The sequence below is a fragment of the Rhodoferax sp. genome, from assembly GCF_010365055.1.
Classification (GTDB): Bacteria; Pseudomonadota; Gammaproteobacteria; order Burkholderiales; family Burkholderiaceae_C; genus Rhodoferax.
This window is the reverse complement of the sequence record NZ_JAAFHA010000039.1, coordinates 15,481-30,942: the sequence shown is the minus strand read 5'-3', so window position 1 is coordinate 30,942 and position 15,462 is coordinate 15,481. Positions and strand designations below refer to the sequence as shown.

19 protein-coding genes are annotated in these 15,462 nt (G+C 58.8%); 17 read left to right on the top strand and 2 right to left on the bottom strand.

The window, feature by feature from the left end; translation table 11 throughout:
- Position 1 precedes the first annotated feature (1 nt).
- The 11 genes from GZ093_RS10750 (at position 2) to fliR (ending at position 8,124) form a co-directional block, all read left to right on the top strand.
- Positions 2 to 685, top strand: a complete 684-nt coding sequence (locus tag GZ093_RS10750; RefSeq protein WP_296485731.1) for a flagellar assembly protein FliH — start codon at positions 2 to 4, stop codon at positions 683 to 685.
- A gap of 25 nt (positions 686 to 710) precedes the next feature.
- Complete coding sequence (gene fliI / locus GZ093_RS10745; protein WP_296485760.1) at positions 711 to 2,090, top strand: flagellar protein export ATPase FliI; 1,380 nt, start codon at positions 711 to 713, stop codon at positions 2,088 to 2,090.
- Entirely contained in the window at positions 2,087 to 2,554 is a 468-nt protein-coding gene (fliJ, locus tag GZ093_RS10740) for a flagellar export protein FliJ (RefSeq protein ID WP_296485729.1), read from the top strand. Before fliI ends, fliJ begins: the two co-directional genes overlap by 4 nt.
- Positions 2,551 to 3,792 carry a flagellar hook-length control protein FliK gene (locus GZ093_RS10735; RefSeq protein WP_296485727.1) on the top strand — a complete coding sequence of 414 codons (1,242 nt, stop codon included), beginning with the start codon at positions 2,551 to 2,553 and terminating at the stop codon, positions 3,790 to 3,792. The genes fliJ and GZ093_RS10735 overlap by 4 nt, the downstream gene beginning before the upstream one ends.
- A gap of 112 nt (positions 3,793 to 3,904) precedes the next feature.
- Positions 3,905 to 4,510 (top strand): flagellar basal body-associated FliL family protein, encoded by a 606-nt coding sequence (locus GZ093_RS10730; RefSeq protein ID WP_363260600.1) that lies wholly within the window; start codon positions 3,905 to 3,907, stop codon positions 4,508 to 4,510.
- 21 nt (positions 4,511 to 4,531) lie between these two features.
- Complete coding sequence (gene fliM / locus GZ093_RS10725) at positions 4,532 to 5,521, top strand: flagellar motor switch protein FliM (protein WP_296485725.1); 990 nt, start codon at positions 4,532 to 4,534, stop codon at positions 5,519 to 5,521.
- Between the two features lie 3 nt (positions 5,522 to 5,524).
- Positions 5,525 to 5,944: a flagellar motor switch protein FliN gene (gene fliN / locus GZ093_RS10720; RefSeq protein WP_296485723.1), complete on the top strand. Its 420-nt coding sequence runs from the start codon at positions 5,525 to 5,527 to the stop codon at positions 5,942 to 5,944.
- An 8-nt stretch (positions 5,945 to 5,952) separates the two neighbouring features.
- The gene (locus GZ093_RS10715; protein ID WP_296485721.1) at positions 5,953 to 6,267 is read left to right on the top strand and encodes a flagellar biosynthetic protein FliO; all 315 of its coding nucleotides are present in this window, start codon (positions 5,953 to 5,955) and stop codon (positions 6,265 to 6,267) included.
- A gap of 140 nt (positions 6,268 to 6,407) precedes the next feature.
- Positions 6,408 to 7,061, top strand: a complete 654-nt coding sequence (gene fliP / locus GZ093_RS10710) for a flagellar type III secretion system pore protein FliP (protein ID WP_296485756.1) — start codon at positions 6,408 to 6,410, stop codon at positions 7,059 to 7,061.
- 9 nt (positions 7,062 to 7,070) lie between these two features.
- Complete coding sequence (fliQ, locus tag GZ093_RS10705) at positions 7,071 to 7,340, top strand: flagellar biosynthesis protein FliQ (RefSeq protein WP_296485719.1); 270 nt, start codon at positions 7,071 to 7,073, stop codon at positions 7,338 to 7,340.
- A gap of 16 nt (positions 7,341 to 7,356) precedes the next feature.
- Entirely contained in the window at positions 7,357 to 8,124 is a 768-nt protein-coding gene (fliR, locus tag GZ093_RS10700; RefSeq protein ID WP_296485717.1) for a flagellar biosynthetic protein FliR, read from the top strand.
- A 50-nt stretch (positions 8,125 to 8,174) separates the two neighbouring features.
- On the opposite strand, the gene GZ093_RS10695 is transcribed toward fliR, so the two are convergent.
- Together GZ093_RS10695 and GZ093_RS10690 are read right to left on the bottom strand one after the other, a co-directional pair.
- Positions 8,175 to 8,804, bottom strand: a complete 630-nt coding sequence (locus GZ093_RS10695) for a response regulator transcription factor (protein ID WP_296485716.1) — start codon at positions 8,802 to 8,804, stop codon at positions 8,175 to 8,177.
- Positions 8,782 to 9,918 carry a response regulator gene (locus tag GZ093_RS10690; RefSeq protein WP_296485714.1) on the bottom strand — a complete coding sequence of 379 codons (1,137 nt, stop codon included), beginning with the start codon at positions 9,916 to 9,918 and terminating at the stop codon, positions 8,782 to 8,784. The genes GZ093_RS10695 and GZ093_RS10690 overlap by 23 nt, the downstream gene beginning before the upstream one ends.
- Positions 9,919 to 10,141: 223 nt before the next feature.
- Here GZ093_RS10690 and GZ093_RS10685 point away from each other — a divergent pair, with 223 nt between their 5' ends.
- The 6 genes from GZ093_RS10685 (at position 10,142) to cheD (ending at position 15,459) form a co-directional block, all read left to right on the top strand.
- Positions 10,142 to 10,585, top strand: coding sequence for a hypothetical protein (locus GZ093_RS10685; protein WP_296485712.1), 444 nt, complete (start codon positions 10,142 to 10,144; stop codon positions 10,583 to 10,585).
- Positions 10,586 to 10,633: 48 nt separating this feature from the next.
- Positions 10,634 to 10,996: a response regulator gene (locus GZ093_RS10680; protein WP_296485710.1), complete on the top strand. Its 363-nt coding sequence runs from the start codon at positions 10,634 to 10,636 to the stop codon at positions 10,994 to 10,996.
- A 57-nt stretch (positions 10,997 to 11,053) separates the two neighbouring features.
- Complete coding sequence (locus GZ093_RS10675) at positions 11,054 to 13,246, top strand: chemotaxis protein CheW (protein ID WP_296485707.1); 2,193 nt, start codon at positions 11,054 to 11,056, stop codon at positions 13,244 to 13,246.
- A 24-nt stretch (positions 13,247 to 13,270) separates the two neighbouring features.
- Positions 13,271 to 13,759: a chemotaxis protein CheW gene (locus GZ093_RS10670; RefSeq protein WP_296485705.1), complete on the top strand. Its 489-nt coding sequence runs from the start codon at positions 13,271 to 13,273 to the stop codon at positions 13,757 to 13,759.
- Positions 13,760 to 13,840: 81 nt separating this feature from the next.
- Complete coding sequence (locus GZ093_RS10665; protein ID WP_296485754.1) at positions 13,841 to 14,692, top strand: CheR family methyltransferase; 852 nt, start codon at positions 13,841 to 13,843, stop codon at positions 14,690 to 14,692.
- 149 nt (positions 14,693 to 14,841) lie between these two features.
- The gene (gene cheD / locus GZ093_RS10660; protein ID WP_296485703.1) at positions 14,842 to 15,459 is read left to right on the top strand and encodes a chemoreceptor glutamine deamidase CheD; all 618 of its coding nucleotides are present in this window, start codon (positions 14,842 to 14,844) and stop codon (positions 15,457 to 15,459) included.
- Positions 15,460 to 15,462: the final 3 nt, after the last annotated feature.

Sequence of the window (15,462 nt, the reverse complement as noted above, 5' to 3'; positions counted from 1 at the left end):
CATGCGTAACTACTTGCGTTTTATCCCCGGCGAAGAAATTGATGCGGTTGAGCAGTGGAACTTTGCTGCCGTGGACACCGCGTCCCTGTTGCTGGCAGCGCAGGTCAAGGTGCGCGACGAAGCCGCCGACCAGTCCAAAAATGAGTCCTGCCGGCAAGAGGGCTATGCGGAGGGTTTTGCGCAGGGGCATGCGCTGGCGGCCGTGGAGGCGCAGCGCCAGATGGCCGACTTCATCGCCCACCAGGGCAGCGATGCGGCGCGCGAGTTCGCGCGACTTTTCACGACGGTGCAGGCGCAGTTGGCCGAGGCCGAGCAGGTGATGGCCCAGGGCACGCTGGAGCTGTCGTGCGAGTTGGCGCGTCAGGTGCTGCGCCGTGAGTTGTGGGTGGACCCGAAGGCTGTCCAGCCGGTAATTCGCGAGGCCTTGGGCTTGCTGGCGGCCGACACCAAGACTGCCGTGGTGCGGCTGAACCCGCTGGATATGGAGGCGCTCGAAGAGGTCATTCGCACCGAGTTTTCCTCTTTGTCTTTGACCCTGCTGGCGGATGCGAGCTTGACCCGAGGCGGTTGCCTGATCGAATCAGCCGGCACTGTCGTGGATGGCACCCTGGAAAAGCGGTGGCTGCGGGCGGTCGCCAATCTGGGGCTGAATTCCGCTTGGGAGGAGCCCGCTGGTGAACAGTGACACCTCAGTCAAGTGGCAGCTCTTTATGGACAATGCCCGCAAGCGCGTCAGCACCGGAAGCACGCTGGCGCTGCGCGGCACACTGACGCGGCTGACCGGTCTGGTGCTTGAAGCGACCGGCATTCGCGTGCCGGTAGGGTCTCAATGTTGGGTGACGATGAAGGCGCAAGCGCCGGTGCTGGCCGAGGTGGTCGGGTTTTCAAACGACCGCGCCTTTTTGATGCCGGCCGGCGACGTGCATGGCTTGTCCAGTGGCGCCAGTGTGGAGCCGGCGGCGGCGTATGTGGCGGTGCCGCGTTTGGGCGAGCGCCGCCAGACCGAGCGCACCGCGGGCTATGGCACGCTGCGCCTGCCCCTGGGCGACGGCTTGCTGGGGCGGGTGGTGGACGCCCAAGGCGCGCCGATGGATCGCCGTGGCCCGATTGAGGACGTCGCGGCGGTGCCGCTCGATCGCCAACCGATCAATGCGATGGACCGGGCCCCCGTGCGCGAGACCCTCGACACGGGCGTGCGCGCCATCAATGCGCTGCTGACGATTGGCCGGGGGCAACGCATTGGGCTGTTTGCCGGCTCCGGCGTGGGCAAGAGCGTTTTGCTGGGCATGATGGCCCGCTACACCAAAGCCGACGTGATTGTGGTGGGCTTGATCGGTGAGCGCGGGCGTGAGGTCAAGGAATTCATTGAAGACATTCTGGGTGAAGATGGTCGCGCCCGTTCGGTGGTGGTGGCGGCCCCAGGCGACGCGCCGCCGCTCTTACGCATGCAGGGGGCAGCCTACGCCACGGCCATCGCGGAGAGCTTTCGGGACAAGGGCAGGCACGTGCTGTTACTGATGGACTCGCTCACACGCTACGCCATGGCGCAACGTGAAATCGCGCTGGCAATCGGCGAGCCGCCCGCCACGAAGGGCTATCCGCCGTCCTGCTTTGCCAAGTTGCCACAACTGGTGGAGCGCAGTGGCAATGGCTTGCATGGGATCGGCTCGATTACCGCCTTTTACACCGTGTTGTCGGAGGGCGATGACCAGCAGGACCCGATTGCCGATGCGGCGCGAGCGATTCTGGACGGGCACATCGTGCTCTCGCGGGCGTTGGCGGAGTCGGGTCATTTCCCGGCCATCGACATCGAACAGTCGGCCTCGCGTGTCATGCACAACGTGGTACCACAAGCGCATTTTGAGATGGCGCGACGCTTTCGCGCAATTAACTCGCGCTATGAAAAGGGTCGCGATCTGGTGCAAATTGGCGCCTATGTCGGCGGCTCCGACCCGGCGCTGGACGAGGCGATCCAGTTGCACGATGACATGGCCCGGTTCTTACAGCAGGATATGTTTGAGGCCGCCACTTTGGATGCCAGCGTGCGCGCCATGGCGAAGGCGATCGATTACGAAGAGCTTGCGGCATGAGTGCGGTCAAAAGTTTTTTGCTGGCAATCGACCTGGCCACGCGCAAGCGTGATGAAGTGGCACAGGGTTTGATGCGGGTTCAAAGTGCCCACCTGTTTGCCCAGGACCAGATGAGCCAGTTGGAAATTTACGCAGCAGAGACAGCGTCCAGGTGGACCGCTGCCGCCCAAGTTGGCACCACGCCGGAGTTGCTGCGTCATCACTACCAGTTTCTGGATCGTCTGCAGCAGGCCATTGGGCTGCAGCAAGGCGTACTTGCGCACGAGAGCCGTAAAGTGGCGCAGGCCAAACAGCTGGTGCTGCAGGCGGAGTTTCGGTTGGCCAGTTTGAAGCAAGTGTTGAAAAAGAAGCAGGCCGGTTTGGCGCTCATTCAAACGCGGCGCGAACAGAAGCAAATGGATGAGTTTGCCGCCCTGCAGACGCGTCGCACATCAGCCGGTCATTTCAGTGGAGATCACGTATGAGCATTGAGTCAAGCAGCACGGCCAGCAGCCCCAAAACAATGGCGGCAGCAGAGAGCAATGGCGCCAAGGGCAAGGGCAACGTCAAACCCGGAGATGAGGCGCAAGGCCTCGTCGGGGCCGGCTTCCTGGCGCTGATGACGTCCATCGATTCGGGTGCCGATGTGAGCACGGAGGTGGCGGACCCGGATACGGACGTTACCCTTCAAGTATTGGCGCCTGAGACGCCTCAAGTGGCGACCGGCCCAACCCTGGACCCCGCAGAGTTGCCGCCCGCAAGTTGGCCTGGCGAATTGGCCCTGCTGTTGGCGCAAGCTGGTGCTGCGGGTGCTGCGAGTGCTGCGAGTGCTGCGGGTGCTGCGAGTGCTGCGGCAGTTGGTTCGAAGGCTGCTGGTGCCAATGAACCGGTGGTACCAACGGCGTTGCCAGCGAGTGGGCTGGCGTCATCGGCGGCCGCTCTGTTGCCCCTGTTGCCCGCCGACGCCGGTCAGGCCGTCGATGCGATGCTAGAGCAGGCGGCGCAGACCGTGCCTGCCCTATCCCTTAAGGGCAAGGGTGCTGGGATGCAGACGGCTGTTACCGCCGCTGTAGTGGACGCGCGCGCGCTCCAGCAAGCGGCGCGTGTGGACCTTGTGGCGAGCGAACCGGCCTTGTCGGGGGCACTGGTCAGCAGCGAAGTCGGCGACGCCTTGCTCAAGCCGGCGCAGCGCTCCGGCAACAAATTTTCGGTGGTGCCGGGCGGTGGTGGCCCTGAAGGTGCTTGGGGTCACCAGGCGTTGCTGGCGGGAAGTCGTGCCAATGCGTCCGCGGTGCCGGCCGGTGCATCGGCGTCGTCGTTTGAGTCGATGGTGGCGGACACTGTCAGCTATTGGGTGACACAAGGGGTCCAAAATGCTGAGTTGAAGTTGGATGGACCCGGCGGCGAACCCGTTGAAGTGAGAATATCGCTGAAGGGCGATCAGGCGCACATTGGTTTTCGCACGGACCAGCCGGAAATCCGTCAGATGCTCGAAGGGGCGCTTGCCCATTTGAAGGAAGCCTTGAAGAGTGAAGGATTGGTGCTGTCGGGCGTTTCGGTAGGCGCATCCGGTCAGAACGGGGCCGGGGCACAGGAGCAGCGCAGTCGTGCGGACATCCGCCAGCCAGGCCGGGCCAGTGTGTTGACGATGGATCAGGCAGCCGTGCCAAGTCAGCCGCGCCTCAATTTGGCGGTGGGGCGGGCGCTGGATCTCTTTGTATAAGACGCAAGTTAAGAAGCCGCTGAAAGCCATGCTTTCTAGCAACTGATTTAACGCTTGTGGCCGTGAATGTGCTCAATAATGCTCTCCAACTTAATTTGTTCAAGGAAATCCAGTGGCGACCAAACCTGACGCAGCCAAGCCCGACGACGCCAAGCTTGACGCGGACGAGCCAGTTAAGAAACCAGTCCGTCGCAAAAAAATGCTGATCATCATTGCCAGCTTGGTGTTGGTCCTGGTTTTGGCGGGCGGAACCGCGTTTTTCTTCATTAGCAAGCAGCGCGCTGCCGCTCTGGAGGGCGCAGATGGTGAGGCGGCGGCTGTTGCTGCTGCCCATGAGGCACCCAAAGGACCGCCGGTCTATTTGCCGATGGACAATATGGTGGTGAATCTGGCTGACCCAGGGGGCGAGAGGGTGGCGCAAGTGGGCATTACCCTGCAGGTGCTTGATGCGCATGCTTCGGATGCGGTCAAAGCCTATTTGCCGGTCATTCGCAGTGGGGTCCTGATGCTGATTGCTCAGCGCACGTCGGATGAGCTTTTAACGCAAGAGGGCAAGCAAAAGCTGGCCAATGATATTTTGCGTGAAACCTTGATCCCATTTGGCGGTGCTGCAGCAGGTGCGGCCGCAGGCGGCGCCAAGAAGAAAGCCGTCAAGGCGGCGGATCACGCCGAGCTGCCCGTGTTGGGCGTGTTGTTCTCCAGTTTCATTGTTCAGTAGCGGTGCAAACGGGGCCGGCTCATGAGTGAATCCTTTCTCTCCCAGGAAGAAGTCGATGCCCTGCTGGAGGGCGTCACTGGCGAAAGCCAGAAGCTCGTCGAGGAAGTTCACGAGAAGGGTGAGATTCGCTCTTACAACATCTCGAGTCAGGAGCGCATTGTTCGCGGGCGCATGCCGACGATGGAAATCGTCAATGAGCGATTCGCGCGCAACCTGCGGGTGGGGCTTTTCAACTTCATCCGGCGCAGCCCAGAAATTTCAGTGGGGCCGGTGACGGTGCAACGCTACAGCGCGTTTTTGCGTGAACTGGCCGTCCCTACCAACTTCAACATTGTGGCGATTCGGCCCTTGCGCGGCAGTGGCATGATTGTCTGTGAACCATCGCTCGTTTTTGGCGTCATTGATACGCTCTACGGGGGCATTGGCAAGTTTCAAGCCCGCATCGAAGGTCGCGATTTTTCCGCCACGGAGCAACGCGTCATCAATCGGCTGGTCAATGTGATCACGGATGAATATAAAAAAGCCTGGAAGGGTGTTTATCCGCTGGAGCTCGAATATCAGCGTTCTGAAATGCAGCCGCAGTTCGCGAACATTGCCACGCCCAGCGAGATCGTGATTTCGACCTCTTTCCAGCTGGAAATTGGTGAGATTGCGGGTTCCATTCATTTTTGTATGCCTTACGCGACGCTGGAGCCGATTCGCGACATACTGTACTCATCAACGCAGGGCGATTCCATCGAGGTGGACAAGCGCTGGGTGAATGTCTTGACGCAGGAAATTCAGGCGGCTGAAGTCACGTTGGTGGCTGAACTGGCCCGTGCCGACGCGACTGTTGAACAGCTATTGGCTATGAAGGCCGGGGATTTTATTGAACTCGATCGTCCGACACACATTGAAGTGACGGTAGAAGGGGTTCCGGTATTTGAGTGTCAATATGGCACCCACAACGCAAAATATGCAATTCGCATTGACAAAAGCTTGAGAGGTAATGACCTCAATTGGAAGGGATAACGTATGGCAATTGATGACAAACCCGCAGAAGATGACGGCATGGCCGATTGGGCCGAGGCTCTGCTGGAGCAAAAAAGTTCGGAACCGACCGCAGCACCAGGCGGTGTTCTTTCTGGTGACACGTCCCATTCATTTTCATCCACGGATGCGCCGATCAGCGATATCAATCGGGTACTCGATATTCCCGTTCAGCTGTCGGTCGAGCTGGGCCGAACCAAAGTACCTATCAAGCATATTTTGCAGTTAGGACAAGGCTCGGTCGTCGAGTTGGATGCCTTGGCTGGCGAGCCGATGGATGTGTTGGTGAATGGCTACTTGATTGCGCAGGGCGAGGTGGTCGTGGTGAATGACAAATTCGGCATTCGTTTGACCGACGTCGTGACACCGTCCGAGCGACTGCGTCGCGTCAGCAAGGGCGGCTAATGCAGCCGATGACCCAAGCGCTGTTGTCCGTAGGCCTGTTTGTGCTTTTGCTGGCACTGGTGCCGATCGGACTCAAGTGGCTGCAAGCTCGATCGGCAGCCGGGGGTGCGGGTGTGGTCGCCGGCTCGCGCGTCATTTCCGCGGTGGCGGTCGGTCCACATCAGCGCGTGGTGACGGTTGAAGTCGGGCCCGAGGGCGCCCGTGTCTGGCTGACACTGGGTGTGACGGCGCAGGCCATCACCTGCCTGCACAGTGCTGCGCTTGACCCCCATAAGCAGGCAGGCATGGCGCAAGTGGTCCAACTTCCGCCTGCGCCATTGTGATGCGGGAGTCTGTGGTGAGCGATCAACGCCTGTCTGGCGCGCATGGCACAGGATTGCGGCGCCAGTTGGCCGTGGTTCTGCTAGGACTCGTTAGCCCTGTGGCGGCGCTGGCCCAGAGCGGCGGGCAGTTGCCCTTGCTGATGGGGACGGGGCCCACGGGCATGAGCTTTTCAGTGCCGATCCAGACGCTGCTGTTCTTTACCGCCTTGTCATTTTTGCCGGCCGTCCTGCTCATGATGACGGGCTTTACGCGCATCGTGATCGTGCTGTCACTGATGCGCCAGGCCTTGGGCACCCAGTCGGCGCCGCCGAATCAGGTCATTGTCGGGCTGTCGCTTTTTCTTACGTTTCTGGTGATGGGGCCCACGCTGGACAAGGTCTACAACGACGCTTATCTGCCCTACACCAACAGCGGCATGCCGTTTGAGCAGGCGCTGGCCAAGGCAGAAGACCCATTGCGCCAGTTCATGAGTAAACAAACGCGCCAGTCGGATCTGGCCCTGTTTGCCAAGCTGGCTAAACTCGCGCCCGGCGCGACCGCCCAGACTGTGCCGATGCGGGTGCTGGTGCCGGCGTTTGTCACGAGCGAGCTCAAATCGGCATTCCAGATCGGCTTCATGATTTTCATCCCGTTTTTGGTGATCGACATTGTGGTCGCCAGTGTGCTGATGTCGCTGGGGATGATGATGCTGTCGCCCGTGCTGGTGGCCTTGCCGTTCAAGCTGATGCTGTTTGTGCTGGCCGATGGCTGGAATTTGCTGATTGGCTCGCTGGCCGCCAGTTTTGTCACCTGAGGGAGGCCCATGAACGCACAAATGGTTTTGACGATGGGCCAGGAGGCTTTGATCATGCTGCTGATGGTGTCGGCGCCGGTGCTGGGTGTGGTGCTGGTGGTGGGTTTGCTGGTCAGCCTGTTTCAGGCGGTGACCCAGATCAATGAGGCCACGCTGGCTTTTGTGCCCAAGCTGGTGGCGGCGATGGCGGTCTTTGCAATAGCCGGGCCATGGATGCTGAGTGTCCTGGTTGACTACATTCGCCGCACCTTCGAAGCGATCCCATCGGCCGTGATGTGAGTCGGGTGCCCCGTTCGTGATCACATTCACCGAAGCCCAGCTGGTGGCGTGGTTGTCACCCATGATCTGGCCATTTTTGCGGGTGCTGGCCGTTTTTACCGCTGCCCCGCTCTTTTCTTCGAAGGCTTTTCCGCTGCGCGCCAGGATCGGCTTGGCATTTTTCATTGCTTTTGCCGCGCAACCCAGTCTGCAAGGCCAGCCCATCATCAGTATTGCTGGGCCTGACGCCATGGGCGCGGTCGCGCAGCAGGTGGGTATCGGATTGGCGATTGGATTCACGGTGCGGCTGGTCTTCGCGGCGGTGGAACTGGCAGGCGAGGTGGTAGGCTTTCAGATGGGATTGGGCTTTGCCTCGTTTTTCAATCCAGCCCTGAATACCCAATCCAGCGCCGTGGCACGTTTTTTTGGACAAATGGCCACTTTTTTGTTCGTCGTGATGAACGGCCATTTGATGGTCTTGATGGCTGTGATCAAAAGTTTTGATAAATTTCCAGTCGATCAGAATTTTCTTGAAGCCATCGGGCAAATGAAGATTTATGATTTCGGGACGGACTTGTTCGCCAGCGGGTTGTGGATTGCCTTGCCGATGATCGGCATGCTGCTGTTTGCCAATCTGGCGCTTGGCATCGTCTCCAGGGTGGCGCCACAAATGAATATTTTTGCCATTGGTTTCCCCGTCACCTTGACCGTTGGCATGATCGGCATTGCCGCGACCTTGCCCATGCTGGATCAACCCCTTATGGCGCTGATGGATCGGGCGATTGACATCTTTGCCGGCAAATAGCCGCATGATTGGTTCCGCCTCTGACCGTGCCGCTTGGGGTGGGCGCGGTTTCAGACCAACTCGTTGCGAATGGCGTAGACCGTGAGCTCGGCGTTGTTGGTGAGTTTGAGTTTTTCCAGCACCCGGGCCCGGTAGACGCTGACGGTTTTGGGGCTGAGCATCAGTTCTTTGGCGATGTCCGCGAGGCGCTTGCCCGAGGCAATTTTCAGCAAGGTCTGCAGTTCGCGCTCTGACAATGCGGCATGCAGGGTTTGGTTGTCGGGCGTGCTCAGGCTTTCGACCAGCATGTGGGCGACTGCGGGTGTCACGTACTTTCGGCCCTGGGCCACGGTTCGCACTGCGTTGATCAGGTCGGCTGGGTCGCCAGCCTTGTTCAGGTAACCTTGCGCGCCAGCGCGCAGACACCGAATCGCATACTGGTCTTCCGGGTACATGGAGACGATCAACACCTTGATCGCTGAATTGGTTTCCTTCAGGCTGGACAAAACTTCCATGCCGCCTCGACCGGGCAGATTCAAGTCGAGGACCAGCACGTCACAGGCCGAGTGACGCATGGCCTCGCGAACTTCAGCATAGCTGGCGGCTTCGGCGGTGACTTGAATATCAACCGCCTCTGCCAGCGTGTCGCGGATGCCGCGACGCACCATCGCGTGGTCGTCACAAAGAATAACGTGAATCATCTGGAGCAGCTTCCTCGTGGGTCTCTGAATCGGATTGCGCCAAGGGAACGGACAAAATGATTGAAGTTCCGCGGCCAAGATGGGTGCTGACGTCGAGCCAACCGCCCACGGTTCTGGCGCGTTCGTGCAGGCCCCTGACCCCAAACGCCTGTGGCTTGTTGAGCTCGGCGGGCGAGATGCCTTTGCCGTTGTCCTTGATTTCAAGCGTCAATACATTTTCTGCATCTGACAGGTCGATCATGACCTGGCTGCACGCTGCGTGTTTGGCGATATTGGTCAAAGCTTCCTGGGCCGTGCGGTAGGCGACTAACCGGATGGCCTTGGACAAGGCGCCTGTTTCTGGTGCTGCATGCACCACAGTTTTGATGCCCGTACGTTTCGTAAAACTGCCGGCGAGCCACTGAACCGCGGCGACCAGACCCTGATCCAGTATGGCGGGGCGCAAGTTCATCATGATGCGTTGACTCGCCCCTATTGCCTGCTGCAGCATGTCGGTGGCCGCTGTGACGTGTTGCTGGGTGAGGGGGTCGGCTGTGTGACGGCCAATCCAGGAAAGATCAAAGCGTACGGCGGCCAGCGCGCCACCAATGTCATCATGAATTTCGCGGGCAATCGCAGCGCGCTCCTGCTCTATCGTCATTTGCAGGTGTTCGGCGAAATTTGCCAGTCGCTTCTCTGATCGGGCCAACTCGCTGTCGGCCAGTTCTTTGGCCCGTCGAATGCTGTGAACCTCGATTGCACGGCGGATGACCTGCGCCAGTCGGCTCAGATCATCTTTTGCCAGGTAATCGCTGATGCCGGTCTTGATGGCGGCAACGGCCGCCTGCTCACCGATGGCCCCAGACAGCAAGACAAAGGGCGGTTGTTCGGTCTGTTGCTGCAGGATCTGCCAGGCGTCCAGCGCCGTAAAGCCAGGCAGTCGATAGTCCGCCAGGATGACATCAAACTCAACATCTCTGACCAGGCGTTCAAATTCGTTCAGAGACTCTACCCGCTCAAGCTGACAGGGCTCGTGTGACCTGAGCAACGCCCGTTTGACGAGCTCATGGTCAAGCGCAGAGTCCTCCAGATGCAAGATTCGCAAGGGGCTCGGGAGGAGAGATTCATGCGACATGGTGAACGGTATCATTGTTTGAGATGCGCGGCGATCCTGACAGGCACGTATAAATTCATAAAAGGGTGTCTCTTCGTTGCCTATTTTGACCGAACTGGCCTTGAAATTGCCTTAATATTGGACTCGCCCGTTAATGCACGCCATGCGGAAAGTTGAGCCTGCCAAAAACCGTGACCTCAATCGAGGCTAACGCGATGCTTCGGTGAAGTGATTGGATACAAGAATGCAAGCAAATCAGACAAGCTATTCAGTGCCCGCCGTGCAGTTACCTGTCATGTTGGTGGCAGAGGTGCAGGATTCGTTGCTGGTGGTGGTGCATGATTTAAGCCGTCTTGACGGGCTGCTGGTGCATACGATGGAAAACCTGATGGAGCGGTTCACCTGTGCCAGCGCCAATCTTGCTGATCCCATGCTGACCGAGTCCGCGGCGCTCGATGCCGTTCGCAGCGCCCTGCGAGCGGCGGTGACCGAGTTGCAGTTTCAGGATATGGCGTCACAGTTGATCGTTCATACGTCCAAGATACTTCAAGGTTGTGCCTACCGCCTGGCGTCCGAGTCCATGGGGCTCGAAGATGGCGAGGCGGTGCCGTTTGTTGAGGATGTTCCGGAACGCCCCAACCCGGTCACCCAGGATGCCATGGACGCTGGTTCCATTGAGCTTTTTTGATCGTCTCCCCCCCCCATTTACCCCAAACTGAAATAGTCGGAGCCTTACATGTCTTTAATACTCGCTGTTGACGACTCGCCGTCCATGCGCAAGATGGTGTCGTTCACCTTAACCGGGGCCGGCTACCAAGTGGTGGAGGCGGTTGATGGTATTGATGCCTACGAAAAAGCGCAGGCCCAGTCGTTCGATCTGGTCCTGACAGACCAGAATATGCCCCGACTTGATGGACTCGGGTTGACCCGAAAGCTCAGGGATCATCCGCAGTTCAAAACCGTTCCGATCCTGATGTTGACCACGGAGTCAAGCGACCTGATGAAGCAGGCCGGGCGGGCTGCCGGGGCCACCGGTTGGTTGGTCAAACCGTTCGATCCGGCTCGACTGCTTGAGGTCATTAAAAAAGTGATCAAGTGACGCGTCCACGGACGTTCATAGATAGTTCGGTTGTCATAAGGAACACAGGAGATTCACATGGCGGAAGCGCACCAGGAAACAAATAGTCCGGCGGGGGATTTTGATCTCAGCCAGTTTTATCAGATATTTTTCGAAGAGGCCGCAGAAAATCTTGATTTGATGGAGCAGATGCTGCTCAGCCTGAATCTTGAAACGGCAGATGATGAGGAGTTGAACGGGATTTTTCGTTGCGCCCATTCCGTTAAAGGCGGCGCTGCTACCTTCGGTTTTTCGGACGTGGCCGAGTTGACGCATCAAATGGAATCGTTGCTGGATCGCTTGCGTCGCCATGAACTGCAGCCAAACGCTGCCATGGTTGACGTGCTGCTTGAATCAGCGGATGCCGGGCGCGAGTTGTTGGCGCGTCATCAAGCTGGGGGAGAAGGCGATGCACCCCCCACCGGCGATTTGGTGCGCCGCATCAAGGCCCTGGTTGTCGGAGAGACCGTGCCGGCAATACCGAGCGTTGCGCTCCAGCAGCCGCTGCCGACACCGGTGGTCATGCCTGTCATACCGGCGGTTCCCTCCATGGCGGTGCTGGCGCCGACCAGCCAGCCATCGACCGCAGCACGCTCGCTTGAAATTCGAATTGGCCCCCTGGACCACCCGGCCCAAGCCGATGCCATCAAGGAACTGTTTCGTGATATCGAGGGCTTGGGTGAGATCACGGTGGTGGCCTGCAACCAGGCTGACGTACGGGTCTTTGCCGTTGAAACCTCATCGACCGACGCCGATTTACTGGATTTGTTTGCCTTTCACGTTTCAAGGGAACAGGTGTCTATCAAGGAGCTGGAGGACGCCGCCGCTGTCGTACTTGAGACGGGCTACGGATTGTTCGATGGCGCAGCGGGTTTGCCCGAAACATCGCTCTATGATGATCCGCCGCCAGGAGCCCCCTTGGCCCCACTGCCAGGTTTTGGTTTCTTTGATGGTGCGCCTGGCGCCCCTGTTCCTGTCGCCGCCACCACGGGTGTGACGGCCGGGCCCAGCGGGTTGGCGACTCCGGCGCAAGCGGTGGCCAAAGCTGCAAGCCCAGCCGTTCAGCCAGAAGCCGCGACGATCAGGGTGGCCATCAGCAAAGTGGATCAGTTGATCAACCTGGTGGGCGAGCTGGTGATTACACAGGCCATGCTGGCGCAAAATAGTCGGGCACTTGACCCGGCGCTGTACCAGCAGCTGCTGACGGGCCTGACTGATCTGGATCGCAACACCCGCGATTTGCAGGAGTCGGTGATGTCGATCCGCATGATTCCGATGTCGATCGTGTTCAGCCGCTTCCCGCGGATGTTGCGTGATCTGGCGAACAAGCTGGGCAAAAAGGTTGATTTCGTCACGCAGGGTGAGGCCACAGAGCTGGACAAAGGCCTGGTCGAAAAGATCACCGATCCGTTGACGCACCTGGTGCGCAACAGTTGCGACCACGGCATTGAAATGCCCGCTGATCGTCTGCGCGCCGGCAAGTCTGAGACTGGCACGATCACGCTGTCAGCAGCCCATCAGGGCGGCTCCATTGTGATTGAGGTGCGCGATGACGGGCATGGCATGTCGCGTGAGAAGATTTTGACCAAAGCACGCGAGCGTGGCATGGATGTGTCGGATCAAATGACCGACGCTGAAGTCTGGATGCTGATATTTGCCCCCGGTTTTTCCACTGCCGATGTGGTCACCGATGTGTCGGGTCGTGGGGTTGGCATGGATGTGGTCAAGCGCAATATTGCGGCTTTAAATGGCACAGTCGAGATTGATTCGGCTGAGGGTTACGGCATGAAGGTGTCGATTCGGCTGCCGCTGACACTGGCCATCATGGACGGCATGTCGGTCGGCGTCGGTGACGAGGTTTACATCTTGCCGCTGTCCTCCGTGGTGGAGTCGTTCCAGGTCAAGTCGGATGCCGTGAGCACGGTCGGGCAGGGCGCACACCTGGTGAAAGTGCGCGATGAATACATGCCGGTGATTGAGCTCGAAAAGGTCTTTCAGGTGCCGCGCTTTGATTTTGACAAGTCGAGCGACATCATGGTGGTGGTTGAGGCGGATGGCAGTCGGGTGGCCTTGCTGGTCGACGAATTGCTGGGTCAGCAACAGGTGGTGGTGAAGAACCTGGAATCCAATTATCGCAAGGTGCCCAACATATCCGGCGCGACGATTCTGGGTGACGGCAAGGTGGCGCTCATTCTCGATACCGGTGCGCTGGTGCGTCGCTCGCGCCATTGAACGCGCAAACAGCAGGAGAACACAATGGGTGCAATGGAAAAATTGGGTGAAATGACAGCAGCGGGAGCGCGCGAGTATTTGACGTTCCGGCTGGACCAGGAAGAATATGGCATTGATATTCTGAAGGTGCAGGAAATCCGCGGCTATGAGCCGCCTACGCGCATTGCCAATGCGCCCAATTTCATCAAAGGGGTCGTTAATCTGCGCGGCACGATTGTGCCGATCGTCGATATGCGCTTGAAGTTCCATTGCTCCAAGGCTGAATACGACTCCTTCACGGTGGTCATTATTCTCAATCTGCACAGCCGCATCGTCGGAATTGTGGTGGACTCCGTCAGCGATGTGATGGAACTGCCCGCCGAGAGCCTGAAGGCGGCACCCGATGTGGACAGTGTGATTGACAGCGACGCCGTCTTGGGGCTCGGGTCGCTGGGCGACCGCATGTTGATACTGCTGGATATCGAAAAATTAATGTCTGGCGTCGACATGGAACTGGCACCTGATGTCGCGTGAAAAACGCTCACCTTGTGTTTTAGGGTGCTTCACCGCATGGTGCTAGTCAAAACAGCTTCTCGTCTGAACGCCACCGTGCCCATGCCAGTGGGGAGTGCTTCGGACACCGCGGGTGCCGACATGCAGGGGCGTGAATTCGCCTGGACGGATGCTGATTTTGATCGGGTGCAGGCCTTGATCTATCAACGCGCGGGCATCAGTCTGCATGACGGTAAGCATGCCATGGTGTACAGCCGTCTGTCACGGCGCCTGCGCGATACCGGCTACCAGAGCTTCAAAGAATACCTGGGCTGGCTGGAGACGAATGATGGCCCCGAATGGCAGGAGTTTGTCAATGCCCTGACGACAAACCTGACGTCTTTTTTCCGTGAGCAGCATCATTTTGAGATTTTCGACAGCCACTTGAAATCCAGGCCTGCAGGCGCGGCCTGGCGCGTTTGGTGCAATGCCGCCTCAACGGGTGAAGAACCCTATTCGATCATCATGACCGCCCTGGAGTCGCTGGGTCCCAAGGCGAATTTGATGCTGACGGCCAGCGACATTGACTCCAAAGTACTGGCTTCTGCCGCGCAAGGGGTTTATCGCCTGGAGGGTCTCAAGGGCCTCAGTGAGGAGCGAATCCAGCGCTTCTTTCTGCGCGGCAAGGGTGGCAACGCAGGCATGGCCCGCGTCAAGCCTGAGTTGCAGCGCATGATTGAATTTATCAGCGTCAACCTGATTCGTGATGACTGGCCGTTTCGCCAGCCGTTTGATGTGGTGTTCTGCCGAAATGTCATGATTTATTTTGATGCGCCAACGCAACGCAAGGTGTTAGAGCGCATTCATCGCGTTATGGCGCCCGGGGGCTTGCTGTTTGTGGGACACGCTGAGAATTTCAGCGAGTCGCGCGATTTGTTCGTTCTCAGAGGCAAGACCGTCTATGAACGTCGTTAACTATTCGTGCTCCGAGGGTGGCGTCCTCAACTGCGACCACGCCCAATGATTGCAAGGCACACATGAATATGTTTGGATCTGGCATGGCTCCTTCGTCGCTTCGCGCTTCAGGCGTGGCTGCTGCGTCCGCAGTCTCAGCGGGCGGTGCCATGTCGCGCGTTGATCAGCTCAAGGCGCAGGCCCGCAACCCTGGCGAAGCGACCTTTTTTTACCGTGATCATCATTTCCAATATGACGCGGTCAAGGTCCTGCCGGGTGAGTATTTTGTGTCCACCGAAGATTTGGTCGTCATGACCGTCTTGGGGTCATGCATTTCGGCCTGTATCTGGGACGGGAGAGTGCGCGCTGGGGGTATGAACCATTTCATGCTGCCTGATGGGGACAGCGTCGACGGTTTTGGTCGCTATGGTTCGTACGCCATGGAATTGCTGATCAACGAGTTGCTGAAAAAGGGCGCTCGGCGCGAGTCGATGCAGGCCAAGGTGTTCGGCGGCGCGGCCGTCATGGCGGGTTTTACCACCATGAACGTGGGCGAACGCAACACCAAATTTGTCTTTGACTACCTGGCCACGGAACGCATCCCGGTGGTGTCGCAGGATGTATTGGATATTCACCCACGCAAGGTCTGCTTCTTCCCGGTGACGGGCAAGGTGCTGGTCAAGCGGCTGGCCCATTCGCACCCCGAAACGCTGGCCGTGGAAGAACGCAAGGGCAATGCAGCCACCGTGGTCAAGGCAACGTCGGGTGGCTCGGTGGATCTGTTCTGAGGA